Genomic DNA, 25,149 nt, shown 5'->3' on the forward strand with positions numbered 1-25,149 from the left:
TGATACTCAAGGAGTTTTCCGTTTCGACTACGCCGGAAGTGGGGCGAATTATAGGCCGCTGGAATCCTGCGTCAAGCACTGATTTCACATTTCTGTCATATCGCTATAAAAGTGCAGAAATGCAGAGGCCAGCCTTAAGGCTGGCCTCTCGCCAGGTATCGTGCACCTACCTGCGTCTTACAAGCTCGGGAAAGCGAACTGCGATGCTTCATGACTGGCGCGTTGCGGCCAGCGCTGAGTAATCGCTTTGCGACGCGTGTAAAAGCGCACCCCGTCCGGCCCATATGCATGCAGGTCACCAAACAAGGAGCGCTTCCAGCCACCAAAGCTGTGATAGGCCACCGGCACAGGTAACGGCACGTTAACCCCCACCATCCCCACTTCGATCTCATCACAAAACAGACGTGCCGCCTCGCCATCACGGGTAAAGATGCACGTTCCGTTACCGTACTCGTGATCATTGATCAACTGCATCGCTGCCTCCAGGCTATTCACCCGAACGATGCACAAGACCGGTCCAAAAATCTCCTCTTTATAGATACGCATTTCTGGCGTCACACGATCAAACAGGCAGCCGCCCAAAAAGAAGCCTTCCTCGTGATCCTTAACACTCAGCCCGCGCCCATCCACCACCAGCTCTGCGCCAGCAGCTACACCTTGCGCCACATAGCCGCTGACCTTGTCACGCGCCGGGCCGGATACCAATGGCCCCATGTCCAGACCGCATGAAGTTCCCGCGCCAATTTTGAGCGCCTTGATCTGCGGAACCAGCTTGGCCACCAACGCATCCGCAACCTGATCGCCCACACACACAGCAACAGAAATCGCCATGCAGCGCTCGCCGCACGAACCATAAGCTGCGCCCATCAACGCACTCACCGCATTGTCCAGGTCAGCATCCGGCATCAGCACCGCATGGTTCTTCGCACCACCCAGCGCTTGCACACGTTTGCCGCGCTTGGTCCCTTCGGCATAGATGTACTCAGCAATCGGCGTCGATCCTACAAAACTCAGAGCTTTGACTTCCGGCGCCTCGATCAATGCATCCACAGCGATCTTATCGCCATGAACCACGCTCAAGACCCCCTTGGGCAGACCCGCCTCTTGCAGCAACTGTGCTATTAGCAGTGTTGAACTTGGATCACGTTCCGAGGGTTTCAAGATGAAACAGTTACCGCACACAATCGCCAACGGGTACATCCACAGCGGAACCATGGCTGGAAAGTTGAAAGGCGTAATCCCGGCAACCACACCTATCGGTTGAAAGTCTGACCACGCATCAATGTTCGGCCCTACGTTACGGCTGTACTCACCCTTCAAGATTTCCGGAGCCGAGCACGCGTACTCAACGTTCTCAATCCCACGTTTCAACTCGCCCGCAGCATCTTCTAACGTTTTGCCATGCTCTTCGCTGATCAACTGTGAAATGCGCGCTTCGTTCTGTTCCAGCAACTGCTTGAACCGGAACATCACTTGAGCGCGCTTGGCTGGAGGCGTATTACGCCAGGCCGGAAACGCCGCCTTGGCCGTGTCTATGGCTTTTTGAATGGTCTCGCGGCTGGCCAAAGGCACCTGATGAATCACTTTGCCTGTCGAGGGGTTATACACATCCGCCGTACGACCGGCGTCACTCACCATCTCACCATTGATCAAATGTTGAATCGTGCTCATTGCAACTCCAAAAACATGCTTGCAGGCGTGAACGGTACACGCCTGTCCAAAAACGAAAATGTCTCTTCTATATAGAAGGGATCAGTCGACCTGATTCAACGCCTCTCCCACTGCATCGAACAATCGATCCAATTCTTGGGGTTTGCTGTTAAACGTTGGCCCAAATTGAAGCGTGTCACCGCCAAAGCGCACGTAGAAACCCGCCTTCCACAGTTTCATTGCCGCATCGAAAGGCCGCACGATCGCATCGCCATCTCGCGGGGCAATCTGAATCGCTCCGGCCAAACCATAATTGCGAATATCAATTACGTTTTTAACGCCTTTCAAACCATGCAAGGCATTCTCAAAATACGGCGCTATTTCAGCCACGCTTTGTACCAGGCTTTCTTTTTGTAGCAGGTCCAGCGCGGCAATCCCCGCAGCACACGCCACGGGGTGCGCCGAATAGGTATAACCGTGTGGGAACTCAACCGCATACTCAGGCGTAGGTTGATTCATGAAAGTCTGATAAATCTCGGTGGTCGCAATAACGGCGCCCATCGGAATCGCACCGTTCGTGACCTGTTTGGCGATGCACATCAAATCCGGTGTGACGCCGAAGCTGTCAGCGCCGAACATCGAGCCGGTACGACCAAATCCGGTAATCACCTCATCGAACACCAGCAAGATGTTGTGCTGATCGCAGATTTCACGCAGACGTTTCAGATAACCCTGCGGCGGGACCAGGACACCAGCCGAACCCGCCATCGGTTCGACAAACACAGCGGCGATGTTCGACGCGTCATGCAATTCGATCAACTTGAGCAGTTCATCAGCCAACGCGATTCCGCCCAACTGCGGCATACCGCGCGAGAATGCGTTGCTGGCCAATAGCGTGTGCGGCAAATGATCGACGTCCGCCATCGCCTGACCAAACATCTTACGGTTGCCGTTCACACCGCCCAGGCTCGTGCCGCCAATGTTCACGCCGTGATAACCACGGGCACGACCAATCATTTTGGTCTTGGTCGACTGGCCCTTCAGGCGCCAATAAGCACGCACCATTTTCACTGCGGTATCCGCACACTCGGAGCCTGAGTCCGTATAGAACACATGATTGAGCGTACCTGGCGTCAGCTCGGTGATTTTCTCGGCCAACTGAAACGACAGCGGGTGTCCATACTGAAAGGCTGGCGAGTAATCCAGCGTGCCCAATTGTTTGGCGACCGCTTCCTGGATCTCGGTGCGGGTATGTCCAGCCCCGCACGTCCACAAACCTGACAATGAATCGTAAATTTGCCGACCTTTGTCATCCGTCAGATAACTGCCTTTGGCGCCGATGATGAAACGCGGGTCGCGATGGAAGTTACGGTTTGCCGTGTAAGGCATCCAGTGAGCATCCAGCTTGAGCTGGCTAGCCACGTTTAACTCGGCGTTTTCAGGCATGTTCATCAGCAAAACCTCGCAAGACAGAAAGCAGCGTGGGATCCAAATCCTTGTTGCAGCTAAATTGCCACGCCTATAAAGTCGGTGAAATCCAACTTTTCTAACCTTTAGTTAGGTGCTTACTAAACTATGAGCAGTCGCCGCTCCGATGCTTTAGCGCAAGTCAGTGACTTTGATATACGCCTGCTGCGCATCTTTCGCAGCGTTGTGGAGTGCGGCGGGTTTTCAGCGGCCGAAACTGTTCTTGGTATAGGCCGCTCAGCCATTAGCCAACAAATGAGCGACCTGGAGCAGCGCTTGGGTTTGCGCTTGTGCCAACGTGGGCGAGCAGGGTTTTCCCTGACAGAAGAAGGTCGCGAGGTGTATCAGTCGTCGCTGCAATTGCTCGGTGCCCTTGAAAGCTTTCGTACAGAGGTCAACGGCCTGCATCAACACCTGCGCGGCGAGTTGACGATCGGCCTGACTGACAACCTCGTTACCCTCCCCCACATGCGCATCACCCATGCACTGGCCCAACTCAAAGAGCGTGGCCCGGACGTGCAAATCCAGATCCGCATGATTTCGCCGAATGAAGTCGAGCAAGGCGTGCTCGATGGACGCCTCCATGTAGGGGTGGTGCCTCAGGCCAGCGCACTCTCCGGCCTTGAGTATCAGCCGCTCTACAGCGAACGCTCGCTGCTTTATTGCGCCGTTGGCCATCCGTTGTTCTATGTGGATGACCATCAGCTACCCGATCAACGGCTCAATGAACAAGACGCCATTGCGCCAACCTTTCGCCTACCGTCCGATATTCAAGCGCACTACCAGGCACTCAACTGCACCGCCAGCGCCTCGGACCGTGAAGGCATGGCGTTTCTGATTCTTACCGGGCGCTACATCGGCTACCTGCCAGACCACTACGCCAGTTTGTGGGTTCAACAAGGCCGCCTGCGCGCTCTTAAACCCGCAGCACGCTTTTATGACTTGAGTCTGGCCTCGGTCACCCGCAAGGGTCGGCGCCCGCACCTGGTACTTGAAAGTTTCCTTGAGAGCCTTGAAGCGACACGCTAACGTTCGCCCACCTTGTACTCCATCGCGATGGTCCTAAACCTGCCTCCAGCCCGGAACTGATATGCCCTCAACCCTGACCGGCCTTTGCGAGTATCGCGAAGAAATCCGTAAAAGCCGCTTTATCACCTTCGCCGCACCGATCACCAGCGCCCAACAGGCACATACGTTTATTGATCAACACAGCGACCTCAACGCCTCCCACAACTGCTGGGCGTGGAAACTGGGCGATCAATACCGCAGCAGCGATGACGGAGAACCCGGCGGCACTGCCGGACGCCCGATTTTGTCCGCGATAGAGGCCCAGGACTGCGATCAAGTTGTGGTCTTGGTGATTCGTTGGTACGGCGGTATCCAATTGGGGACTGGCGGGCTGGCCCGGGCCTACGGCGGCGGGGCAAACAAATGCCTGCAAAATGCCGACAAGTTTCCCTTGATCACGCGGGTGGCTCTGCGGTGCGCATGCAGCTTCAGCGAATGGGTGTTAGTCAAACTGCGTATCAGCGAGCTAAATGGCGTACTCCGCGAAGAAAGCTTTACCGCTAACGGCGTTGATTTACAGCTGGCCATAGCCGAAGAACACATTCAGGCACTGCAACAACAACTTGCCGACATCAGTCGCGGCAGGATTGTGCTTGAACGTTATCCACTCAAAGCGAATGACTGATCGCCCTTATTCCCCCACAAACAGTTGCCCACAGCCACTGTGCACCCGACTGTGGATAACCTGAGCACACACGCCTGAAAGCCACGGTCTGCGGGGCTTACAGAACTTTGTACGTTTTATGACCAATTCCACCCCGCTCACTTAAAACTGTCCTACAAACAGTGCGTTAAGCGTCTTTATTGCCCTAAGACACTTATCCCGCAGCGCTTATAACCCTGCGCACGAGTTGCACACAGTTCCTGTGGAGCAACCTGTGGATAACCCGTGCAAACCCAACGCGAATGCGCTGCCTGTAAAGTCCGCCTCAGTCTGTACGTTTTTTAACCAACCCGTATGGGTGTGCATCCGCCCCGTGAAGGAGTAAAACCTTCAGCGGTGATCCCTTCCTTCCTCTATAAGGACGCAACTTATGACTGTAAAAAAAGCACTCATCATCGGCGCATCACGTGGGCTGGGCTTGGGCCTGGTGAAAGAACTTTTGAACGATGGCTGGGACGTCACGGCCACGGTTCGCAATCCGGACAATGCACAGCCCCTTAAAACGCTCGGCGCGGTGCGTGTCGAACAACTGGAAATTGACGAGCAACAGGCCATCAAGGCGCTGAGCAAGAAACTGGACGATGAGGTTTTTGATCTGGTCTTTATAAACGCCGGTATCAAAGGCCCGGACGATCAACTCTCGGGGGATGCCAGCCTTGCCGACATCGGCCAACTGTTTCTGACTAACAGCGTGGCACCGATCAACGTGGCACAGGCTTTTGTCAGCAAAATCCGAAAAGGCAGTGGCGTTCTGGCCTTTATGAGTTCCGGCATTGGCAGCATCAAGTCACCCGACGCACCAGAAATGGCGCTTTACAAAGCCAGCAAAGCAGCACTTAACTCGATGACCAACACATTTATCGGCCAACTGGGTGAAGACCGCCCTACCGTGCTGACCCTGCACCCTGGCTGGGTGAAAACTGATATGGGCGGTGAAGACGCAGAAATTGATGTGCCCACCAGCACCCGTGGCCTGGTCGAACAGGTAAACGCGTACGCGGGCAAAGGTGGCCATCACTTCATCGACTACCAAGGTCAAACCATTCCCTGGTAAGCAGGCTGGGCGGTAGGCGTCTACCGCCCTTCAGTTAAAGGCCCAACAACGACAGCATGATGAACGTCGCAAACAGCACAAAATGCGTCATGCCTTCAATTGCATTGGTCTCGCCGTCATTCAAGTTGATGGCGCTGACCACCAGCGTGATCAACACCATCACCGTTTGCACCGGCGTCATCGCCATCTGAAACGGCTGACCGGTGTACAACGCCATCGCCTCCATCACTGGCACGGTCAAAATAACCGTCGACAAAGAAGCACCCAACGCCACGTTAACCACCGACTGCATCCGATTGGCCAATGCTGCGCGCAAAGCCGTCAAAATTTCCGGGGCCGCAGAGATCGCCGCCACCAGTATCGCCGTGATGACCGGCGGTGCCCCCGTCCCTTCCAAACCAAGGTCGAGGGTCTTGGACATCACTTCAGCCAGTGCGCCGATCACAATGATGCCGAACACCAACACCCCGACCGACAACTTCAAATGGGCGGGCGAGCCTTCAGGGGCGCGCTTGCGGCCTTTTTTCTCCGGGTAGCTGTAGCTGAAAAAGTAGCTGTGCGGCCCGACTTGCATGCGCAGGAACAAGGTGTAAAGCAGCACCATCGCGCCAATGGTGAACGCCGAGTAAATTTTCCAGTCTGCTTCGGGGATAAATTCGGGCACCACCATCGACACGCCCATGGCGGTCAAAATCATCACACTGTAGGTGCGCGCAGAGTCGTCGTTGTAGGACTGCTCACCGTGCTTGATGCCGCCCATCAACGCTGCCAAGCCGAGGATGCCGTTGATATCGAGCATCACAGCCGAATAGATCGTGTCCCGTACCAACGTCGGTGATGCTTCATTGCTCATCATGATCGCGAGTATTACGACCTCAACCAACACGGCTGACAGCGTCAGAATCATCGTCCCATAGGGGTCACCAAACTTTTCGGCCAAGACTTCGGCGTGATGGGCCACGCGCATGGAGGCACACACGATGGCCGCGATCAGCACAAAGCCTGCGATCAATGCCGTCACCTGCCCGCTACTGAGCAACCAATGCTCCAGCGGGAAGGCCACACACGCCATGACAATCGCCAGCAGCAGGAGTTTTTCATCTTTCAATAAAGTCAGCATCGCGAGCCTTTTTGCCTGAGAACCAATACACGTCGTTGGGTTACAGACTGCCGCAGCCCGCTAACGTTTCGTTACATATTAGTTCACGACCCGTGTCACTCGATGGATTCAAACCTGTGCAGTCACCGCGCTGTGACAAATAGCTTGGTCGGGTTTTACCAAATATGTCGCAGCTGACCTGTAGAATGCCGCCATCTGCACCTGATTTGATGAGAAAAACTGTTATGTACGACTGGCTCAACGCCCTGCCAAAAGCTGAACTGCATTTGCACCTTGAAGGCTCTCTGGAGCCTGAACTGCTGTTCGCCCTGGCTGAACGCAACAAGATCGCCCTGCCGTGGAACGACGTTGAAACGTTGCGCAAAGCGTACGCGTTCAACAACCTGCAAGAGTTCCTCGACCTGTATTACCGGGGCGCTGACGTCTTGCGTACCTCGCAAGACTTCTATGACCTGACGTGGGCGTACCTGTTGCGCTGCAAAGAGCAAAACGTGATTCATACCGAACCGTTCTTTGACCCCCAGACCCACACCGACCGTGGCGTGCCGTTCGAAGTCGTACTCAACGGCATCGCCGCTGCACTCAAAGACGGTGAGCAGCAACTGGGCATCAGCAGCGGTTTGATCCTCAGTTTCTTGCGCCACCTGAGCGAAGAAGAAGCCGAAAAAACCCTCACTCAAGCCCTGCCTTTTCGCGATGCTTTTATTGCGGTCGGCCTGGACAGCTCGGAAATGGGCCACCCGCCCAGCAAGTTTGTGCGCGTGTTTGACCGTGCCCGTGACGAAGGCTTCCTGACCGTTGCCCATGCAGGTGAAGAAGGCCCGCCCGAATACATCTGGCAAGCCCTCAATCTGTTGAAAATCGAGCGTATCGACCACGGTGTGCGAGCGATTGAAGACGAACGATTGATGAAGCACATCATCGACAAGCAAATCCCGTTGACCGTGTGCCCGCTGTCCAACACCAAGCTCTGCGTGTTTGATCACATGTCGCAACACAACATCCTCGAGATGCTGGAGCGCGGTGTGAAGGTGACCGTGAACTCCGATGACCCGGCGTACTTCGGCGGTTACATGACCGAGAACTTCCACGCGCTGCACACCCATTTGGGCATGACCCAGGATCAGGCCAAGCGCCTGGCGCAAAACGGTCTGGATGCCCGTTTGGTCAAGCCGTAAACACGAGCGCCACCAACGCTGCGATCTTTTGAGCGAGCACCGCAAAACGATCGCAGCCTTGGGCAATTGCTACAGGTCACGCGCCAACATTGCACAACGCTCACTGAGCATGTCACGCAACAATTTCACCGGTTTACTCAACTGCGCGCGGTGTGCACACAGCATATTTAATGGCGCCCGCTCGCCCTCAAGCTCTGGCATCAGCACCTTGAGCCTTCCCGCACGCACATCTGCCGCCACGTCCAGCCAAGACTTGTAAGCAATGCCCGCCCCGGCCAACGCCCACAAACGCACCACATCAGCATCATCGCTGAACCTGTCGCCGCTCACTGTTAGCCCCAACTCTCGCTTGCCATCATGAAACTGCCAATGGTCGTGCACCCGTGTGCCGAGCATGTACAACAGGCAATTGTGTTGCAGCAATTGCTCAAGCTGGCGCGGTTCGCCAGCGCGCGCGATATAGGCGGGCGAGGCACATAACACCCGGCGATTGTCCGGCGCGACCGGCAACGCAACCAAACTGGAGTCCTCAGGTTCGCCATAGCGCAAGACGATGTCCACCGGTTGGCGAAACAGATCAACAATCCGATCCCCCAGCAGCAGCCGCACCGTCAGCTTCGGATGCTCACGCTGAAACTCATCCAGCCACGCCAGCAATACATTGCGCCCGAAGTCCGACGGTGCTGACAGCTGCAACACGCCACTCACTTGATCCTGCCCGCGCGCCAAAAGCCGTCGTCCTTCATCCAGACTGCTCAGCGCCTTGCGTGCATAGTCGAGAAAGCCCTGGCCTTCTGCGGTCAAACGCAAGCTACGCGTGGAGCGCGCCAGCAAGCGCGCGCCCAGCTGAGTTTCGATCCGTTTGAGTGCCGCACTCGCCACCGCAGGTGACATGTCCATTACTCGCGCAGCCGCAGACAAGCTGCCCAGGTCAGCGGCGCGTACAAACAATTGCAGGTCGTCAAAACGCAGCATGGTGAATAAAACCGTCGATTATCAAAAAAATATTGAAAGAGCCTGCTGTTTTAGCCGGTTTTACTGCGCGGTGAAATAGCGAATCATCGCCTTCTCCAGTTTCCCTTCACAGGATGCGCCCCATGAAAGCTGTCGCTTACTACCATTCGCTGCCGATTCAAGACCCGCTGGCCCTGCAAGACATCGAGCTGCCCGAACCGATTGCCGGGCCACGCGACCTTTTGGTGGAGGTCAAAGCGATCTCGGTCAACCCTGTGGACACAAAGGTGCGTGAAAACGTACAGCCCGACGCGGGCACGGCCAAAGTCCTGGGCTGGGACGTGGCGGGCGTGGTCAAGGCCGTCGGCAGTGACGTGAGCCTGTTCAAGGTGGGTGACAAGGTGTTTTACGCAGGTTCCATCGCCCGCGCAGGGGCCAACAGTGAGCGTCATGTAGTCGACGAGCGCATTGTCGGGCACATGCCAAAGAGCCTCGGTTTCGCTGAAGCCGCGGCACTGCCACTGACCGCCATCACCGCATGGGAGTTGTTGTTTGAGCGCCTCGCCATCGCCCAAGGCCAAACGGATCTGCAACAAAGTTTGTTGATTGTCGGCGCAGCAGGCGGCGTCGGCTCCATCCTGACGCAACTGGCCAGCCAGCTCACGGCGCTTAAGGTGATTGGCAGCGCCTCGCGTCCTGACACTCAAGCCTGGGTACGCGAGCTGGGCGCCGACGTTATCGTCGACCACAGCCAGCCGTTAAGCGCCGAGCTGAAACGCCAAGGCATCGACGCCGTCACCCACGTGGCCAGCCTGACCCAGACCGATCAGCATCTGGACCAACTGGTCGAAGCGCTGGCCCCACAAGGCAAGCTGGCGTTGATTGATGACCCCAAGACCCTCGACATCACCAAGCTCAAACGCAAAAGCCTGTCGCTGCACTGGGAGTTTATGTACACCCGTTCGCTGTTCCAAACCCAGGACATGATCGAGCAGCATCACCTGCTGAACCGCGTCGCCGAGCTGATTGATGCTGGCACCCTGCGCACCACGGTCGGCGAGCACTTTGGCGCCATCAACGCGAGCAACCTGCGACGTGCCCATGCACTGCTGGAAAGCGGTAAAGCCAAGGGCAAAATCGTACTCGAAGGGTTCTGATCAAACACGAGAAGGGACGGATGCGGCCATTTTTCAACCGTCAGTCAGAGACTTGATGCCCGTCATATTTCATCGCGTTTTCGGGCATACACTGGCCTCCTTTGCGAACCTGAGGAGGCCAGAAATGAAAATCCTGATAAAAGCGTTAGCAAGATCCCGCGACTGCCAATGGCAAGTTCAAATCGACCAGCAAGCCGTTAACTTTCGCAGTGAATCCGAGGCCAGAGCCTTTGTGGATACACTGCGAACACGCCTGCAAGCCCCGCACAGATTGCCTGAGCGCATGGCGGGGTAGATCAGATCGACGTTTGAGCGGCAATCCGCGCGGTGTACAACCGCCGGGTTGCCACCGCAATCGCCACTGCCAGCACACCGCACAAGCTGATGACCATCGCCATCGGCATGGCACTGCCATCATGCAGCAACCCCACCAACCAGGCGGCCGCTGCGGCCACGCTGAACTGCAAGCAACCCAGCATGGCCGACGCACTGCCTGCACGTGCGCCCTGCCCGCTCATTGCACACGCCGAGGCATTCGGGATGATGCAGCCAAGGCTGGCGATGCAGATAAACAGCGGGATCAATAGCGGCCACAGCTGTTCGGTGTGCAAAGAACTGATCGCCAACAGCGTCAAGCCCGCCGCCAGATACACCCACACCATGCGCGACAGCAAAAAGGCCGGGCCGCGTTTGGCCAGCAAACGGGCGTTGATTTGCGCCACCAAAATAAAGCCTGCGGCGTTACTGCCAAACAGCCAGCCGTAGTGCTCGGCGGGCACGCCATACAACTTGATGAACACAAACGGCGAGCCCGCGATATAAGCAAACATCCCGGCCATTGCGATCCCGCCGGTCAATGCATGCCCCAAAAACTCGCGATCTTTGAGCAACCGACCGTATTGACGCAGCGCACCCGACAGCGGTTGACGCGGCACGTTGGCCGGCAAGCTTTCCGGCAGGCCCAATGCCACTGCCAAGGCCGCCAGGGCGCTGAAGCCCGTCAACACGATGAAAATCGCTTGCCAGCCATACAGATTGACCAGCAAACCACCGAGCATCGGCGCCAGAATCGGTGCCAGCCCCATGACCAGCATCAGTTGCGAAAACACTTTCGCCGACCCCACCGCATCGCACTTGTCGCTGACAATCGCCCGCGACAGCACCATGCCCGCACACCCCCCAAGGGCTTGCACAAAGCGCGCCCCGATCAGCCATTCCAGCGACGGCGCAAACGCGCAGGCAAAGGAGGCCGCAGTGAACAGCCCCACGCCAACCAACAAAGGCAGGCGCCGACCGAAACGGTCCGCGATGGGGCCGTACACCAACTGGCCAATGGACAAGCCCAGAAAATAAACGGCCAGCGTGAGCTGGATGTGCTTTTCATCGGTTGCGAATGCTTGCGCCATCGCCGGGAAGCCCGGCAAGTAAAAATCGATGGCCAAGGGACCGAAGGCGCTCAAGGCGCCCAGAATCAGGATGGTTCTAAAGTTCATCAGGTGTCCAGGTCAGGCTGCTGTCTGCGCGGCCCGATAGTCTAGCCGTGCCTGAACACCTTGAACATAAAGATAGCGAGCTAGCTAATAAAAACCCTGACGCGTCAGCGGCGAAAGTTTATTCACCCGGGGCGGTACGCGCTTTAAACCCGGCCAGGTTGATAACGTTAATGATGTCCAACTCGGGCAGATGGCTATCAACTTTGACCGTGTGGTTCGCCAGATCCACGTCCACTTTGGCGTCTTCGTCTAAATTGTGCAGCGCACGGGTCACTGCACCCACACAGCCGCCACAGGTCATACCGTCAACTTTAAATGTTTGCATGATGATTGCTCCTTGGTTAGAGAGGCGTTGAGTGTTGGCCTTGCCATCGTGGCAAGGTCAAGCGTGTTGTTGCCAACCGATGCTGGCAATCTGTTTCGCGGTCGGCCAAGCTGCAAACCTTATGATTTAAAAACAGGATACGTAGCCATGCGCTGGTCCGCTTTGAGCCTAGTCAGCCTTTTGGGCCTTGCCAGCTTGCCGATGTGGGCAAATGCGAGTGAGGACTACGGGGTGTTAATCATTTCCCGCGAACGTCTTGAGGTGCCCACCAACTGTGAGATTGGCCTCTATGTAAATGACCAACTGGCCGGACGCTTGTTCCAGGAACAAGCCACAGCGTTCAATTTCCCGCCGGGCAAAATCAGCTTGCGGCTCAAACTGTTGCCCGGGCAAGTCCCCGGCTGCTTGCCCGGCATGCTCGCGCCATCGTCACAAGACATCACCTTGAAGGCAGGCGATGTCCGTAAATATCGCATTGCCCTGAAAGAAAAAGGGATGTACCTGCTACCCGCCAAGCTGGAGTATTAAGCGCGCCTCAAAGGTCGCAAGTCACGATCAACAAGGGGCCTTGACCTTGCCACGGGGTCAAGGTCGATTCTATGGATAGATAACTTCTTGAGGAGGATTGCTCGTGCCCACCCAATACGACCTGCCTATCGCTGGCATGACCTGCGCCAGTTGTGCTGGACGCGTGGAAAAAGCCCTGGCCAAAGTGCCCGGCGTTACAACGGTCAGCGTTAATTTGGCGACTGAACAAGCCCGCGTCGAAGCGCCCGCCGACAGCCTGCCTGCACTGGTTGAAGCCGTCGCCCACGCCGGTTATAGCGTGCCCAGCCATAGCCTGGAGCTGAGTATTGGCGGCATGACCTGCGCCAGTTGTGCGGGTCGTGTTGAAAAAGCACTGGCCAAGGTCGCCGGCGTCAAAAGCGTCAGCGTCAATCTGGCCAGTGAGCGGGCACATGTCGACTTGCTGGGCCACGTCGATCCCGCCGTACTGATCGAGGCTGTTGGCCAAGCAGGCTACACCGCTCAATTGACCGACAATGTGCAAGCCGTTGAAGACGATCAACACACACGTCTGCGCCGTGAGCGATGGTCCTTGGTGGCCGCCATTGTGTTGGCGTTGCCGCTGGTGTTGCCGATGTTGGTCGAGCCTTTTGGCCTGCACTGGATGCTGCCTGCGTGGGTGCAATTTTTGCTCGCCACCCCGGTGCAATTCATTCTGGGTGCGCGCTTTTATGTCGCCGCCTGGAAAGCCGTCAAAGCCGGTGCGGGCAATATGGACCTGCTGGTTGCGCTGGGCACCAGTGCCGGTTATGGGTTGAGCCTGTACGAATGGGCCATCGCAGCGCCCGGCAGCATGCCGCACCTGTATTTCGAAGCGTCTGCGGTGGTCATCGCCCTGGTGCTATTGGGCAAATACCTCGAAAGTCGCGCCAAACGCCAAACCGCCAGCGCTATCCGCGCGCTTGAAGCGTTGCGCCCCGAACGCGCCCTGCGAGTGGTCGATGGTCAGGAACAGGACGTAGCCATCAGTGACTTGCGCCTCAACGATCTGGTGCTGGTCAAACCCGGCGAACGTTTCCCGGTAGACGGCGAAGTGGTCGAAGGTCAAAGCCACGCCGACGAAGCCCTGATCAGCGGTGAAAGCCTGCCCGTGCCCAAGCAGCCTGGGGATAACGTCACCGGCGGCGCCATCAACGGCGAAGGCCGCCTCGTGATCAAAACCCTGGCCCTGGGCACCGAAACCGTTCTGGCCCGCATCATTCGCCTGGTTGAAGACGCGCAAGCCGGTAAAGCCCCGATTCAGAAGCTGGTGGATAAAGTCAGCCAGATTTTCGTCCCGGTGGTGTTGCTCATTGCCTTGGCGACCTTACTCGGCTGGTGGTTCTATGGCGCGCCAATTGAAACCGCGCTGATCAACGCCGTGGCCGTACTGGTGATCGCCTGCCCATGCGCACTGGGCTTGGCCACACCGACCGCAATCATGGCTGGCACTGGCGTCGCGGCCCGCTACGGCATTTTGATTAAAGATGCCCAAGCGCTGGAGCGCGCCCACGAAGTCAGCGCCGTGGTGTTCGACAAAACCGGCACCCTGACCTCCGGCACGCCGCAAATCGCTCACTTCAGTGCGCTGGATGGCGATGAAGCACGCTTACTGCAAGCAGCAGGCGCCTTACAACGTGGCAGCGAACACCCCTTGGCCAAAGCCGTGCTGGACGCTTGCGCGGCGCGAAACCTGAGCGTGCCCGACGTCACCGACAGCCAGTCACTGACCGGGCGCGGCATTGCCGGCACGCTGTTGGATCGGCGGCTGGCGCTGGGCAATCGTCGCCTGCTGGAAGAAACCGGCCTCAAACCCGGCACCCTTGCCGACGCGGCCACCGCCTGGGAGGCCGAAGGCCGCACCTTGTCGTGGCTGATCGAGCAAAGCCCGCAGCCCCAAGTGCTGGGCCTGTTTGCCTTTGGTGACACGCTCAAAACCGGCGCGCTGAGCGCGGTGCAACAACTCACCGAACGCCACATCAGCAGCCACCTGCTGACGGGCGACAACAAAGGCAGTGCCCGGGTCGTGGCCGAGGCGCTGGGCATTAAAGACGTGCACGCCGAAGTGCTGCCCGCCGACAAAGCCGCAACCGTGGTCGAGCTGAAAAAGACCGGCGTGGTGGCGATGGTCGGCGACGGCATCAACGACGCCCCGGCGCTCGCCGCAGCCGATATCGGGATTGCAATGGGCGGCGGCACTGACGTGGCCATGCACGCAGCGGGCATCACGTTGATGCGCGGTGATCCGCGACTGGTGCCCGCCGCCCTGGAGATCAGCCGCAAAACCTACGCCAAAATCCGCCAAAACCTGTTTTGGGCGTTTATCTACAACGTGATCGGTATTCCGTTGGCCGCCTTTGGCTTCTTGAACCCAGTGCTGGCGGGCGCCGCAATGGCCTTCTCCAGCGTCAGCGTGGTCAGTAACGCACTGTTACTGAAGTTCTGGAAACCCAAGGACCTTGAGTGAGGAGACAGTCGTCATGAATATCGGCCAAGCCGCCAAACACAGTGGGTTGAGCGCCAAGATGATTCGTTATTACGAAGCCACCGGCCTGCTCAAGCCTGCCCACCGCAGTGACAGCGGCTACCGCCTGTACAGTGACGAGGACTTGCACACCCTGGCGTTTATCAAACGCGCGCGGGACCTGGGGTTTTCATTGGAAGAAGTCGGCAAACTGCTGGCCTTGTGGCAGGACCGCCAGCGCGCCAGTAGCGATGTAAAAGCCCTGGCGCGTCAGCACATCGACGAACTGAACCAAAAGATCGTCGAACTGAGCAGCTTGCGCGACACCCTGCAAGACCTGGTTGACACCTGCCAGGGAGATCACCGCCCCGACTGCCCGATCCTCAAAGGGTTGGAGTCGGGGAGTTGCTGCGCCTGAATCGGCTGTTTCGTCAAAGGCTCATCATGAGCACTTTGGCGAACATCAACACACTGACCGCCGCACATAGCACCGCAAAACCTTGTTGCAACAACTGAGCGGACACCTTGGGTGCAATCATTCGGCCCACGATCATCCCGGCGAGTGTCGCCGCAATAAACACCACACCGTCGCCCGACAGGCTCACGCCCTGACGCATCAAGTTGCCCAGCGTGCCAAGCGACACCAGCGCCACCACCATCAGCGAAGTGGACACCACCGCGTGGATACGCACGTCACTGAACTTACGAAAAGCCGGCACGATCAGAAAGCCGCCGCCCACACTCAACAACCCGGTCAGCAAACCCGATGTAGCGCCGATCGACACCAGCGTCATGCTGCACCGCGCATTCCAGGTCAAACGCCCGGTGCTCGGGTTGAGCATGCAGTTTTTCTCCAGCACACTTTCGCTCGCGTCCTCGCGCGCATCGGCTCGCGCCTGCCAAAACATGCGCCCGGACACAAACACCATCACCGCACCAAACAGCAGTACCAGCACCTTGGCCGGCAACAGCTTGGCCAGATACAACCCCAGCGGCGAAGTGATTGAGCCGATCAACGCCATCAACGCAGCCGCCTTGTAACGCACCAGGCCTTTACGCAGCCCGTCCAGCGCACCCAGCGCCGCCGCCGTGCCCACCGCCAACAAGGCGACAGGCGTCGCTTGCGCCAGGGTCCAGCCCAAACCCAGGGTCAACGCCGGAATCGCCAGAATGCCGCCCCCGGCGCCGGTCAACCCCAACACCACGCCCACCAACATACCTAACAGAATGATCAACATGGCCGGCTCAGTTATCCGAGCAGTCGGTGAACCACTCGCGCCCTTTGAGCATGCCTTGCCAATAAAACCACGGCAGGAAAGAGGCCTTGAGGAACCACGCCGAGGAGCGTGCCACGCTCGGGTCCAGCGCGAAGGTGGGCAGCAGTTTCCCGCCATAACCGAATTCGGCCAGAATCACTTTGCCTTTTTCGACCGTCAGCGGGCAGGAGCCATAACCGTCATAACGCTTGGGCAATGCCGCCCCTTTGCGCAAAGCGATCAGGTTTTCAGCCACTACCACGACCTGCTTGCGCACTGCCGCCGCGGTTTTGGCATTGGGCGTACCGCACACATCCCCCAGCGCAAATATGTCGGCATGACGCGGGTGTTGCAGCGTGGCCGGGTCGGCCTCAAACCAGCCGCCACTGTCGGCCAACGGGCTGCGGCGAATCACATCCGGTGCTTGTTGCGGCGGGACGACATGCAGCATGTCGAAGGTTTTGGCATGCCGCGTGACGTGGCCGTCAGCATCGGTCACCTCAAACCACGCGGTTTTGTTCGGGCCATCAACCTTCACCAGCGTGGACTGGAAGGCCAGCTTGGCCTTGTAGGCTTCAACGTATTTCATCAGCGGCGGCACAAAGATGGGCACACCGAACAGCACGGTGCCCGCCAGGTTGAACTCCACGTTCATGGCATCCAGCACCCCCTGTTTGCGCCAATGGTCACAGGCCAGGTACATCGCTTTTTGTGGCGCACCTGCACACTTGATCGGCATGGGCGGTTGGGTAAACAGCGCAGTTGCGCCGCGCAGAGTGCGCACCAGCTCCCAGGTATAAGGTGCCAGGTCGTAGCGATAGTTGGACGTCACACCGTGCTTGCCCAACGTGTCTTCCAGCCCTTCTATTTTTTCCCAGGCCAGCTCAAGCCCCGGGCAGACGATCAATTGTTGATACGCCAGTTCAGAGCCATCACTCAACAGCACCACCTTGCGCTCCGGGGCGAAAGCCGACAGCGACGCCTTGATCCATGTCGCGCCTTTGGGCATCACCGCGGCGGTGGCCCGCACGGTGTTTTTAACGTCATAGGCGCCACCGCCCACCAGCGTCCAGGCGGGCTGGTAGTAATGCTCGGCACTGGGTTCGACCACCGCAATGCGCAGCGCTGAATCACGTTTGAGCAAACTGGCACTCACCGAGATACCCGCCGAGCCACCGCCAATCACCACCACGTCGTAGGCGGCCTCATCGCGAGCCGGTTGGGTGGCTGACTCATACAGTTTGGAAGATCGGTTGCCCGTGCGGCAGAAGGCCAGAATCGGTGTGGGCAGTTGCGCCAGCAATGCGCGCATCTGCTCAACATCCTGCGCGGTGGCGCCACGGGTGCTTATCGGCAGGTATACAAACCTCAGGCCCAGAGCTTGCGCCGCCTGCTGCAAGGCTGCGTGCTCGGGTTGTTGGGGCCCACCTTCATGATCGGGCCGATTGCACATCACAGTGGCAAATCCCAGCGAGGCTAATGAGTGGAGATCAGACTGACCGATTTGACCCGCCACCGAAAAGGACGCGTCGATTCGCTTGATGTTTTGCTCCATTGAGCACTCCAGGCACCGTAAAAATGAAAAATCAGGTCTCGCCGCGCGTCACTTTTTCAGCGCTTGGCCGCAGTACAAACCCGACAGGGTTTGCATCACAGAGACCACTTCGAAACTGGCGAGCGAGTAAAAAATAAACTTGCCCATGCGCCGGGTATTGACGACCCCTTCATCACGCAAGACACCCAGTTGTTGAGAAAGCGTAGGCTGTCGAATACCTGTCAGCGCTTCAAGCTCGCCCACGTTGCGCTCACCCTGGGTCAGTTGGCACAGCAATAACAGGCGATCTTCGTTGGCCAGCACCTTGAGCAGCGTGCACGCTTTGGACGCAGAGTCGCGCAGTAGCCCGATTTCTTCGCCAGTAAGTTGAGCACTCATGTGAGCCTCCGTGACATGATGGCCGACAGTTTACGACTCGATAATATATGTTTCAATATATTGATAACTGTATCAATTGATGTGAGGCCGCCATGCTCCCCGAAATCAAGGGCTTTTACGATCCCGCAACGTCCACCGTCAGCTACGTGGTGTACGAAACCAACGGTTGCGCCTGCGCGATCATCGACCCCGTACTCGATTACGACGCTAGCGCCGCACGTATCAGCACCCACAGCGCAGACCTGATCGCTGAGTTTGTGCAGGCACAGGGCCTGACCGTGCAATGGCTGCTGGAAACCCACGCCCACGCCGACCACCTGTCCGCCAGTGCCTACCTCAAGCAAAAACTGGGGGGCCAAATCGGCATCGGCGCGCCCATCACTCACGTACAACGGGTGTTCCGCGACATTTATAACCTCGAGCCTGAGTTCAGACAGGACGGTTCGCAATTCGACAAATTATTTAAAGCCGATGACGTGTTTTACATCGGCACCCTTGAAGTACGCGCGCTGCATGTGCCGGGGCACACACCGGCCGACATGGCCTACCAGATTGAAGGCAACAGCATTTTTGTCGGCGACACCTTGTTCATGCCCGATGTCGGCACCGCGCGTTGCGACTTTCCCGGCGGCGATGCGCGCCAGCTGTATCAATCCATCCAACGCCTGCTGGCGCTGCCGACCGACACCCGCCTGTTCATGTGCCATGACTACCCGCCCGAAGGCCGCGACGTCGCGTGGTCAACCACGGTTGGCGAGCAACGCGCGAGCAATATCCATGTGAATGACAGCATCGACCTTGAAGGTTTTGTGACGATGCGCACCACCCGTGACGCCACGCTCTCTGTCCCGCAGCTGCTGATCCCGGCGATCCAGATCAACATCCGCGCGGGCAACCTGCCACCGGCCGATGACAGTGGCTTGTGCAGTTTGAAAGTGCCGCTGAACCGGTTTTGAACGGGCACAAAAAATCCGGCCGAAGCCGGATTTTTCATTGTGCGAATCACTGCATCCAGGGCGGAGGCGGCTCTTCGGTTTTGCCAGGGGGCGCGTCATCGGCAGCACGTACCGCCTGACGACGTTCTTCGTCCAGACGTGCAGCTTCAATCTCACGAATAACGCCGCCGACATCTGCCAGCTCGTCCGGCTCGTCAAACTCGCCTGTCAACACGCTGCCAGGGTGCAAGGTGCCCGCTTCGTAAAGCGCCCACATTTCCTTGGCGTATTTGGTGCTCTTCAATTCAGGCGCAAAACGCCCGAAGTAAGACGCCATGTTGCCCACATCACGTTCCAGCATGCTGAACGCGTGGTTGTTACCCGCCGCATCAACCGCTTGCGGCAGGTCAATAATGACCGGGCCAGTCGGTGTGAGCAGTACGTTGAACTCGGACAAATCACCGTGAACCAAACCGGTGCATAGCATCAGCACAATCTGCTGAATCAGAAACGCGTGGTATTCACGGGCTTGATCCGGCTCTAGCACCACGTCGTTCAGACGCGGCGCAGCGTCGCCGTATTCATCGGCCACCAGCTCCATCAACAGCACGCCCTCAAGGAAGTCGAACGGTTTGGGAACCCGCACACCCGCGCCCGCCAGACGGAACAGGGCGGCAACCTCGGCGTTCTGCCAGGCGTCTTCGGTTTCTTTGCGACCAAACTTCGAGCCTTTGGCCATCGCTCGGGCCTGACGGCTATTGCGAACCTTGCGACCCTCCTGATATTCGGCGGCCTGGCGAAAACTTCGTTTATTAGCCTCCTTGTAAACCTTGGCGCATCGCAGCTCATTGCCGCAACGGACTACGTACACAGCTGCTTCTTTACCACTCATGAGTGGGCGCAGCACCTCGTCGACCAGACCGTCTTCGATCAGGGGTTCTAAGCGTTTTGGAGTCTTCATCAGCTTTTATTGTGGGTCCTTTATTACCAAACACGCGAATGTCACTCGTTATACGGCAATCCGCGCATCTCGGGGAGAGGGGCACCGTGTTCCAAGTCGCTTGCAAGCACTCCCTGTGCAGATAAATCTCGTCTGTCGCCTCGTGCGTCAAACGCTCTGGATGATAGACGAGCGCCAGATTTTGAACAGCGTCTAATCCTTGCGGCCTCAACCTTGGCGAAACAGCTCCCCCGGTGTAAAGCCAAACATTTTTTTGAACGCCGCGATAAACGCCGAAGTGGACTCATACCCGCAGGACAGAGCGGCACGAGTGACATGCCCGCCCTCCTCCAACACCCGCAATGAGGCCAATAAGCGCGCCCGCTGACGCCAGCCGCGAAAGCTCAAACCTGTCTCACGCTGAAACAATCGCATCAGGGTTTTGTCTGACATGCCCAAACGGGCCGACCACAACCCCACGTTGACTTCGGCATCGGGCGTTGCAATTAATTCATTGCACAACACCAGCAATCGCCCATGACGCGGTAACGGCAACGAAAAACCGACCTCAGGCAAGTTCGCCAACTGGTCCAGCAGCACCTGCACCAGCCGCTGCTCAGGGCTACCACCTTCGGGGTAGTTCACCGGCAATGCACAAAAGCTTTTAATCAACTCGCGGGCCAGTGGCGTGACCTCCAGCACCCGGCACTGTTCGGGCGCCCAAAGACAATCCTCGCGGCGCACATACAAGCTGCGCATTTCCGCGCGCATCGAGGTGAGCACCTCATGCTCCAGCCCCGCCGGAATCCAGATGCCCCACTGCGGTGGCGCAAAGAAGCTGCCTTCGTCGGTATGCACGCCCAGCACGCCGCTAATGGCGTAGGAGAACTGCACCCAATCGTGCTGATGGCGTGGCGTCCACGAACCGGCGCCCAAACTCTCGGCACGCGCATAGAGCGGTCGCGGCAGCACAGCAAGCTCAGGTATTGCCCGCTGGGGGCCACGTTGTCCGTTTGGCGGCATGAATTGGCCTTATATCGCAAGACGACTATTAAGGCCGACGTTAGGCTATGTCATCAATTCTTACAATGTCCCGGTACCTGCCATGTCCGTGCTCAAACACTTAAAACGCGTATTCACCGACTGGTTTCTGTGCGGCATGTTGCTGGCGACATTGCTGGCGTATGTGTTTCCGCGTTTCGGCAGCACAGGTGGCGCCATGCACGCCGAATGGGTGATCAACATCGGTGTGTTTCTGGTGTTTTTCCTGCACGGGGTCAACCTGTCCAGCGAGCAAATCAGTCACGGCCTGAAAAACATGCGCCTGCACCTGATGGTGCAAGGCTTCACCTTCATCGTCTTCCCGCTGCTGTGGCTGCTGGCCGACACACTGCTGGGCACGCGCATTGCGCCGTTGCTGATGCTCGGCTTCTTCTACTTGTGTGCCTTGCCATCGACCATTTCTTCTTCCGTGGCGCTCACCGGCAGCGCAGGCGGCAACGTACCTGCGGCAATTCTGAATGCCAGCCTGTCGAGTGTGCTGGGGATATTTTTAACCCCGTTACTGGTGAGTTTCGTGGTGGGCAGCGGCTCGGGCGGGATTGATCTGGGTGCCACCCTGCTCGACCTGTGCGCCATGTTGCTGCTGCCCCTGGTGCTTGGCCAACTGGTGCGCCCGCTGTTGGGGCGCTTCTTCGCCCGTCACAAGCGATACACCAACATCGTCGACAAAGTGGTGATCCTGCTGCTGGTGTACGCCGCGTTCTGCAACTCGATGGTCTCGGGGATGTGGCAACAACAAGGGGCTGCGGTAATCCTTGGCGCCTTCATCGGCAGCGCGTTGTTGCTCGCAGCGATCTTGTGGATGACCACCCGCACCGCCCGCGCCCTGAAATTCAGCACTGCGGATGAAATCGCCGCGGTGTTCTGCGCCAGCAAAAAATCACTCGCCGCCGGTGCGCCGATGGCCGCGCTGATCTTCGGCGCCAACCCGGGGTTGGGGCTGATTTTGCTGCCGATCATGATCTACCACCCATTGCAGTTGATCGTGTGCTCGGTGATGGCAGAGAACTACGCAACGCGCACTCGGCAAGAGGCACAACACCTCGTTCGCGCGGCGGCCCCCGCTCCGTTGTAGGCGCTGGCGAAGGGGCGAGTGTTTGAACCTCTCAAACCTCGCAGCCTTCGGGCCTGGGTTAACGTTCGATGATGGCGGTTACACCCTGCCCGCCCGCCGCACAGATCGAGATCAACCCGCGGCCACGGCCTGCGGCGTCGAGTAACTTGGCCAAGTTGGCCACGATGCGCCCGCCCGTCGCGGCAAACGGGTGCCCCGCCGCCAGCGAGCTGCCTTTGACGTTGAGCTTGCTGCGCTCAATGGCACCCAGCGGTGCGTCCAGGCCCAGCCGGGTTTTGCAATACTGGGGGTCTTCCCACGCCTTCAACGTGCACAGCACCTGCGCGGCAAACGCTTCGTGAATCTCGTAGTAGTCAAAGTCCTGCAAGCTCAAGCCATTACGCGCCAGCAGCCGTGGGACGGCATACACCGGGGCCATCAGCAAACCTTCGCCACCCTGCACGAAATCCACCGCTGCCGTTTCGCCGTCCCGCAGATAAGCCAAAATGGGCAACCCTTGGGCCTTGGCCCACGCTTCACTGCCCAGCAACACGACCGAGGCGCCGTCGGTCAGCGGCGTGGAATTGCCCGCCGTCAGCGTGCCTTTGGCACTGCGCTCAAATACCGGCTTAAGGGCAGCCAGTTTTTCCAGGGTCAAATCCGGGCGCAGGTTGTTGTCACGGGTCAGCCCCAGAAACGGCGTGACCAAATCATCTTCCCAGCCCTCGTGATACGCCGCCGCCAGCGCCTGATGACTGTGCAAGGCCAAGGCATCCTGCTCGGCGCGCGGGATGGCCCAAGTTTGCGCCATCAGCTCACAATGCTGGCCCATCGACAACCCGGTGCGCGGCTCGCCATTACGCGGGAACGCAGGCTTGAGAAACTGCGGGCGCAATTGCAACACCGTCTTGAGCTTGTCCAGCGGTGCCTTGGTGCGATTGAACTGCAACAGCCATTTGCGCAGGCCGTCATTCAACCCGATCGGCACATCGGACGTGGTGTCGACACCGCCTGCAACCCCGCACTCGATCTGCCCCAGCGCAATTTTGTTGGCCACCAGCAAGGCCGCCTCCAAGCCGGTGCCACACGCCTGTTGCAGGTCGTAGGCCGGGGTTTGCGCGCACAGCCGCGAGCCGAGCACGCACTCACGCGTGAGGCCCAAATCCCGCGAATCCTTCAGCACGGCCCCGGCCACCACTTCGCCCAACCGCTGGCCGTGCAAGTTAAACCGTTCGATCAGCCCTTCCAGCGCGGCCGTCAACATCGCCTGATTACTGGCGTTCGCATACGGCCCATTAGCGCGGGCAAACGGAATTCGATTACCGCCAATAATCGCCACACGGCGCAGAGTCATACGTTTTCCCCTTTGATTGAGTCGCCATTTGTCGTTACAAGCGTAGGCGTTATCACCCTTAACGAACGACCCTTGTCTTTTAGTGGTCAACCCTTTGAACCCCATGTGTCGGAGAGTGTTCCATGTCAGACCGTTATATCGACTTCGCCAACTCATTCCTCGGCCAGCGGCTGGTCAGTGCGGTAGGGCTTGCGTCACCGGTGCGACTGGAACGCTGGCAGGCTGGCCGCTTGCGTCCGGTCGAAGGCCCGTTACTGCTTGGCGGCGGACCGTTGGTCGGGCAAGTCAATCACTTTGCCAGCAAGCTCACCGACGCGGTTTTCAGTTATGGCCCCGAACCGCTGGTGGCCACCCCGTGGATTCCAGGCCAGGGGCCCACCCTCAAGGCCGTGGTGTTTGATGCCAGCCACCTGCTGCACACCGATCAACTCAAGCAACTGCGCGAGTTTTTTCAGCCATTGCTGCGCAGCCTGCAACACTGCGCCCATCTCGTGTTACTGGGGCGCGCGCCCGAAACCCTGAGCGACCCGTTTGCCGCCAGCGCCCAGCGCGCGCTCGAAGGCTTCAGCCGTTCATTGGCCAAGGAGCTGCGCAACGGCAGCACCCTGCAACTGCTGTATGTGGCCGAGGGCGCCGAGGACCAGCTCGAAGGTGCGCTGAGGTTCTTTCTGTCACCCAAAAGCGCGTTCATCAGTGGCCAAGTGTTGCGCCTGACCCCGTGTGCAACCCACGTCACCGATTGGACGCGGCCGCTGGCCGGGCGCAAGGCATTGGTCACCGGGGCGGCGCGCGGCATCGGTGCCGCCATCGCCGAAACCCTGGCCCGCGATGGTGCCGAGGTCACGTTGCTCGACGTACCGCAGACCAAAAATGACCTTGAAGCGCTGGCTGCGCGTTTGGGCGGGCGCAGCATCACGCTGGACATTTGCGCGCAAGACGCCGCCCCACAGCTCATCGAGCAATTGCCGGACGGTGTCGACATCGTGGTGCATAACGCCGGTATCACGCGGGACAAAACCTTGGCCAACATGACCCCCGAGTTTTGGGACGCGGTGTTGGCGGTCAACCTCAACGCCCCGCAAGTGCTGACCAAAGCCCTGCTGGACAGCGGCACCCTGCACGATGACGGCCGGGTGATTGTGCTGGCGTCCATCAGCGGCATTGCCGGTAATCGCGGGCAGACCAACTACGCCGCCAGCAAAGCCGGGCTGATCGGTTTGGCCCAAGCCTGGGCACCGTTGCTGAGCGAGCGCGGCATCAACATCAATGCGGTGGCGCCAGGGTTTATCGAAACCCAAATGACCGCGCATATTCCGTTTGTGCTGCGTGAAGCAGGCCGACGCATGAGTTCACTGGGCCAGGGCGGCTTGGCGCAAGATGTTGCCGAAGCCGTGGCGTGGCTCAGCCAGCCGGGGTCAGGCGCGATCAGCGGGCAGGCGCTGCGCGTGTGTGGCCAAAGCCTGTTGGGGGCATGA

General features: G+C 58.5%; 24 protein-coding genes. 12 read left to right on the plus strand and 12 right to left on the minus strand.

The annotated features are described in order from the left end of the window. Window positions 1–177 precede the first annotated feature (177 nt). Both AP059_RS15665 and AP059_RS15670 read right to left on the minus strand, forming a co-directional pair. Entirely contained in the window at window positions 178–1,671 is a 1,494-nt protein-coding gene (locus AP059_RS15665) for a CoA-acylating methylmalonate-semialdehyde dehydrogenase (RefSeq protein WP_059761707.1), read from the minus strand. Window positions 1,672–1,752: 81 nt separating this feature from the next. Beyond that, window positions 1,753–3,102: an aspartate aminotransferase family protein gene (locus AP059_RS15670; protein WP_048364310.1), complete on the minus strand. Its 1,350-nt coding sequence runs from the start codon at window positions 3,100–3,102 to the stop codon at window positions 1,753–1,755. Between the two features lie 123 nt (window positions 3,103–3,225). Here AP059_RS15670 and AP059_RS15675 point away from each other — a divergent pair, with 123 nt between their 5' ends. The 3 genes from AP059_RS15675 to AP059_RS15685 all read left to right on the plus strand — a co-directional run bounded on the left by AP059_RS15675 (window position 3,226) and on the right by AP059_RS15685 (window position 5,903). Then, window positions 3,226–4,146: a LysR family transcriptional regulator gene (locus AP059_RS15675; RefSeq protein ID WP_059761706.1), complete on the plus strand. Its 921-nt coding sequence runs from the start codon at window positions 3,226–3,228 to the stop codon at window positions 4,144–4,146. Window positions 4,147–4,207: 61 nt separating this feature from the next. Then, the gene (locus AP059_RS15680; protein WP_059761705.1) at window positions 4,208–4,810 is read left to right on the plus strand and encodes an IMPACT family protein; all 603 of its coding nucleotides are present in this window, start codon (window positions 4,208–4,210) and stop codon (window positions 4,808–4,810) included. A 409-nt stretch (window positions 4,811–5,219) separates the two neighbouring features. Then, window positions 5,220–5,903 (plus strand): SDR family oxidoreductase, encoded by a 684-nt coding sequence (locus AP059_RS15685; protein WP_059761704.1) that lies wholly within the window; start codon window positions 5,220–5,222, stop codon window positions 5,901–5,903. Between the two features lie 34 nt (window positions 5,904–5,937). Here AP059_RS15685 and AP059_RS15690 read toward each other — a convergent pair whose 3' ends face one another. Then, complete coding sequence (locus AP059_RS15690) at window positions 5,938–7,023, minus strand: calcium:proton antiporter (RefSeq protein WP_059761703.1); 1,086 nt, start codon at window positions 7,021–7,023, stop codon at window positions 5,938–5,940. 224 nt (window positions 7,024–7,247) lie between these two features. Between AP059_RS15690 and AP059_RS15695 the strand changes: the two genes are divergently transcribed. Next, complete coding sequence (locus AP059_RS15695) at window positions 7,248–8,201, plus strand: adenosine deaminase (RefSeq protein WP_059761702.1); 954 nt, start codon at window positions 7,248–7,250, stop codon at window positions 8,199–8,201. A 69-nt stretch (window positions 8,202–8,270) separates the two neighbouring features. Here AP059_RS15695 and AP059_RS15700 read toward each other — a convergent pair whose 3' ends face one another. Then, window positions 8,271–9,176 (minus strand): LysR family transcriptional regulator, encoded by a 906-nt coding sequence (locus tag AP059_RS15700; RefSeq protein ID WP_059761701.1) that lies wholly within the window; start codon window positions 9,174–9,176, stop codon window positions 8,271–8,273. A 122-nt stretch (window positions 9,177–9,298) separates the two neighbouring features. Between AP059_RS15700 and AP059_RS15705 the strand changes: the two genes are divergently transcribed. Both AP059_RS15705 and AP059_RS23080 read left to right on the plus strand, forming a co-directional pair. Then, window positions 9,299–10,312: a zinc-binding alcohol dehydrogenase family protein gene (locus tag AP059_RS15705; protein WP_059761700.1), complete on the plus strand. Its 1,014-nt coding sequence runs from the start codon at window positions 9,299–9,301 to the stop codon at window positions 10,310–10,312. Window positions 10,313–10,436: 124 nt separating this feature from the next. Beyond that, window positions 10,437–10,607: a hypothetical protein gene (locus AP059_RS23080; RefSeq protein WP_371260596.1), complete on the plus strand. Its 171-nt coding sequence runs from the start codon at window positions 10,437–10,439 to the stop codon at window positions 10,605–10,607. A gap of 1 nt (window position 10,608) precedes the next feature. Here AP059_RS23080 and AP059_RS15710 read toward each other — a convergent pair whose 3' ends face one another. Both AP059_RS15710 and AP059_RS15715 read right to left on the minus strand, forming a co-directional pair. Beyond that, window positions 10,609–11,805, minus strand: a complete 1,197-nt coding sequence (locus AP059_RS15710) for a multidrug effflux MFS transporter (protein ID WP_059761699.1) — start codon at window positions 11,803–11,805, stop codon at window positions 10,609–10,611. A gap of 118 nt (window positions 11,806–11,923) precedes the next feature. Then, window positions 11,924–12,130, minus strand: a complete 207-nt coding sequence (locus tag AP059_RS15715; RefSeq protein WP_059761698.1) for a heavy-metal-associated domain-containing protein — start codon at window positions 12,128–12,130, stop codon at window positions 11,924–11,926. 147 nt (window positions 12,131–12,277) lie between these two features. On the opposite strand from AP059_RS15715, the gene AP059_RS15720 reads away from it, so the two are divergent. The 3 genes from AP059_RS15720 to cueR all read left to right on the plus strand — a co-directional run bounded on the left by AP059_RS15720 (window position 12,278) and on the right by cueR (window position 15,558). Next, entirely contained in the window at window positions 12,278–12,658 is a 381-nt protein-coding gene (locus AP059_RS15720; RefSeq protein ID WP_059761697.1) for a hypothetical protein, read from the plus strand. Window positions 12,659–12,755: 97 nt separating this feature from the next. Beyond that, window positions 12,756–15,143 carry a heavy metal translocating P-type ATPase gene (locus tag AP059_RS15725; RefSeq protein ID WP_156425772.1) on the plus strand — a complete coding sequence of 796 codons (2,388 nt, stop codon included), beginning with the start codon at window positions 12,756–12,758 and terminating at the stop codon, window positions 15,141–15,143. A gap of 13 nt (window positions 15,144–15,156) precedes the next feature. Then, window positions 15,157–15,558, plus strand: coding sequence for a Cu(I)-responsive transcriptional regulator (gene cueR, locus AP059_RS15730; RefSeq protein ID WP_059761696.1), 402 nt, complete (start codon window positions 15,157–15,159; stop codon window positions 15,556–15,558). A gap of 13 nt (window positions 15,559–15,571) precedes the next feature. On the opposite strand, the gene AP059_RS15735 is transcribed toward cueR, so the two are convergent. Genes AP059_RS15735 through AP059_RS15745 form a run of 3 tightly spaced genes read right to left on the minus strand, consistent with a single transcriptional unit; the run spans window position 15,572 to window position 18,329 of the window. Then, window positions 15,572–16,378 (minus strand): sulfite exporter TauE/SafE family protein, encoded by an 807-nt coding sequence (locus tag AP059_RS15735; protein WP_059761695.1) that lies wholly within the window; start codon window positions 16,376–16,378, stop codon window positions 15,572–15,574. A gap of 7 nt (window positions 16,379–16,385) precedes the next feature. Continuing rightward, window positions 16,386–17,951 (minus strand): bifunctional protein tyrosine phosphatase family protein/NAD(P)/FAD-dependent oxidoreductase, encoded by a 1,566-nt coding sequence (locus AP059_RS15740; RefSeq protein WP_082706723.1) that lies wholly within the window; start codon window positions 17,949–17,951, stop codon window positions 16,386–16,388. 48 nt (window positions 17,952–17,999) lie between these two features. Then, entirely contained in the window at window positions 18,000–18,329 is a 330-nt protein-coding gene (locus tag AP059_RS15745; RefSeq protein WP_059761694.1) for an ArsR/SmtB family transcription factor, read from the minus strand. Between the two features lie 92 nt (window positions 18,330–18,421). Between AP059_RS15745 and AP059_RS15750 the strand changes: the two genes are divergently transcribed. After that, window positions 18,422–19,285 carry an MBL fold metallo-hydrolase gene (locus AP059_RS15750; protein WP_059761693.1) on the plus strand — a complete coding sequence of 288 codons (864 nt, stop codon included), beginning with the start codon at window positions 18,422–18,424 and terminating at the stop codon, window positions 19,283–19,285. A gap of 46 nt (window positions 19,286–19,331) precedes the next feature. Here the strand turns inward: AP059_RS15750 and AP059_RS15755 are convergent, their stop codons facing one another. Continuing rightward, a complete protein-coding gene (locus tag AP059_RS15755; protein WP_048364325.1) occupies window positions 19,332–20,225 on the minus strand; it encodes a PA4780 family RIO1-like protein kinase in 894 nt (297 codons plus the stop codon). Window positions 20,226–20,432: 207 nt separating this feature from the next. Further along, window positions 20,433–21,227, minus strand: a complete 795-nt coding sequence (locus AP059_RS15760; protein WP_059761692.1) for an AraC family transcriptional regulator — start codon at window positions 21,225–21,227, stop codon at window positions 20,433–20,435. Between the two features lie 82 nt (window positions 21,228–21,309). Here AP059_RS15760 and AP059_RS15765 point away from each other — a divergent pair, with 82 nt between their 5' ends. After that, window positions 21,310–22,341: a bile acid:sodium symporter family protein gene (locus AP059_RS15765; RefSeq protein WP_059761691.1), complete on the plus strand. Its 1,032-nt coding sequence runs from the start codon at window positions 21,310–21,312 to the stop codon at window positions 22,339–22,341. A 58-nt stretch (window positions 22,342–22,399) separates the two neighbouring features. Here the strand turns inward: AP059_RS15765 and AP059_RS15770 are convergent, their stop codons facing one another. Continuing rightward, window positions 22,400–23,674: an acetyl-CoA C-acetyltransferase gene (locus AP059_RS15770; protein WP_059761690.1), complete on the minus strand. Its 1,275-nt coding sequence runs from the start codon at window positions 23,672–23,674 to the stop codon at window positions 22,400–22,402. 122 nt (window positions 23,675–23,796) lie between these two features. Here AP059_RS15770 and AP059_RS15775 point away from each other — a divergent pair, with 122 nt between their 5' ends. Next, window positions 23,797–25,149, plus strand: a complete 1,353-nt coding sequence (locus tag AP059_RS15775; RefSeq protein ID WP_059761689.1) for a 3-oxoacyl-ACP reductase — start codon at window positions 23,797–23,799, stop codon at window positions 25,147–25,149.

Source organism: Pseudomonas sp. TAA207 (assembly GCF_001529285.1).
Taxonomy (GTDB): Bacteria; Pseudomonadota; Gammaproteobacteria; order Pseudomonadales; family Pseudomonadaceae; genus Aquipseudomonas; species Aquipseudomonas weihenstephanensis.

Coding starts and splice junctions, on each gene's coding strand:
- AP059_RS15665 (WP_059761707.1), bottom strand. CDS start 1,671: ATGAGCACGATTCAACATTTGATCAATGGTGAGATGGTGAGTGACGCC.
- AP059_RS15670 (WP_048364310.1), bottom strand. CDS start 3,102: ATGAACATGCCTGAAAACGCCGAGTTAAACGTGGCTAGCCAGCTCAAG.
- AP059_RS15675 (WP_059761706.1), top strand. CDS start 3,226: ATGAGCAGTCGCCGCTCCGATGCTTTAGCGCAAGTCAGTGACTTTGAT.
- AP059_RS15680 (WP_059761705.1), top strand. CDS start 4,208: ATGCCCTCAACCCTGACCGGCCTTTGCGAGTATCGCGAAGAAATCCGT.
- AP059_RS15685 (WP_059761704.1), top strand. CDS start 5,220: ATGACTGTAAAAAAAGCACTCATCATCGGCGCATCACGTGGGCTGGGC.
- AP059_RS15690 (WP_059761703.1), bottom strand. CDS start 7,023: ATGCTGACTTTATTGAAAGATGAAAAACTCCTGCTGCTGGCGATTGTC.
- AP059_RS15695 (WP_059761702.1), top strand. CDS start 7,248: ATGTACGACTGGCTCAACGCCCTGCCAAAAGCTGAACTGCATTTGCAC.
- AP059_RS15700 (WP_059761701.1), bottom strand. CDS start 9,176: ATGCTGCGTTTTGACGACCTGCAATTGTTTGTACGCGCCGCTGACCTG.
- AP059_RS15705 (WP_059761700.1), top strand. CDS start 9,299: ATGAAAGCTGTCGCTTACTACCATTCGCTGCCGATTCAAGACCCGCTG.
- AP059_RS23080 (WP_371260596.1), top strand. CDS start 10,437: ATGAAAATCCTGATAAAAGCGTTAGCAAGATCCCGCGACTGCCAATGG.
- AP059_RS15710 (WP_059761699.1), bottom strand. CDS start 11,805: ATGAACTTTAGAACCATCCTGATTCTGGGCGCCTTGAGCGCCTTCGGT.
- AP059_RS15715 (WP_059761698.1), bottom strand. CDS start 12,130: ATGCAAACATTTAAAGTTGACGGTATGACCTGTGGCGGCTGTGTGGGT.
- AP059_RS15720 (WP_059761697.1), top strand. CDS start 12,278: ATGCGCTGGTCCGCTTTGAGCCTAGTCAGCCTTTTGGGCCTTGCCAGC.
- cueR (WP_059761696.1), top strand. CDS start 15,157: ATGAATATCGGCCAAGCCGCCAAACACAGTGGGTTGAGCGCCAAGATG.
- AP059_RS15735 (WP_059761695.1), bottom strand. CDS start 16,378: ATGTTGATCATTCTGTTAGGTATGTTGGTGGGCGTGGTGTTGGGGTTG.
- AP059_RS15740 (WP_082706723.1), bottom strand. CDS start 17,951: ATGGAGCAAAACATCAAGCGAATCGACGCGTCCTTTTCGGTGGCGGGT.
- AP059_RS15745 (WP_059761694.1), bottom strand. CDS start 18,329: ATGAGTGCTCAACTTACTGGCGAAGAAATCGGGCTACTGCGCGACTCT.
- AP059_RS15750 (WP_059761693.1), top strand. CDS start 18,422: ATGCTCCCCGAAATCAAGGGCTTTTACGATCCCGCAACGTCCACCGTC.
- AP059_RS15755 (WP_048364325.1), bottom strand. CDS start 20,225: ATGAAGACTCCAAAACGCTTAGAACCCCTGATCGAAGACGGTCTGGTC.
- AP059_RS15760 (WP_059761692.1), bottom strand. CDS start 21,227: ATGCCGCCAAACGGACAACGTGGCCCCCAGCGGGCAATACCTGAGCTT.
- AP059_RS15765 (WP_059761691.1), top strand. CDS start 21,310: ATGTCCGTGCTCAAACACTTAAAACGCGTATTCACCGACTGGTTTCTG.
- AP059_RS15770 (WP_059761690.1), bottom strand. CDS start 23,674: ATGACTCTGCGCCGTGTGGCGATTATTGGCGGTAATCGAATTCCGTTT.
- AP059_RS15775 (WP_059761689.1), top strand. CDS start 23,797: ATGTCAGACCGTTATATCGACTTCGCCAACTCATTCCTCGGCCAGCGG.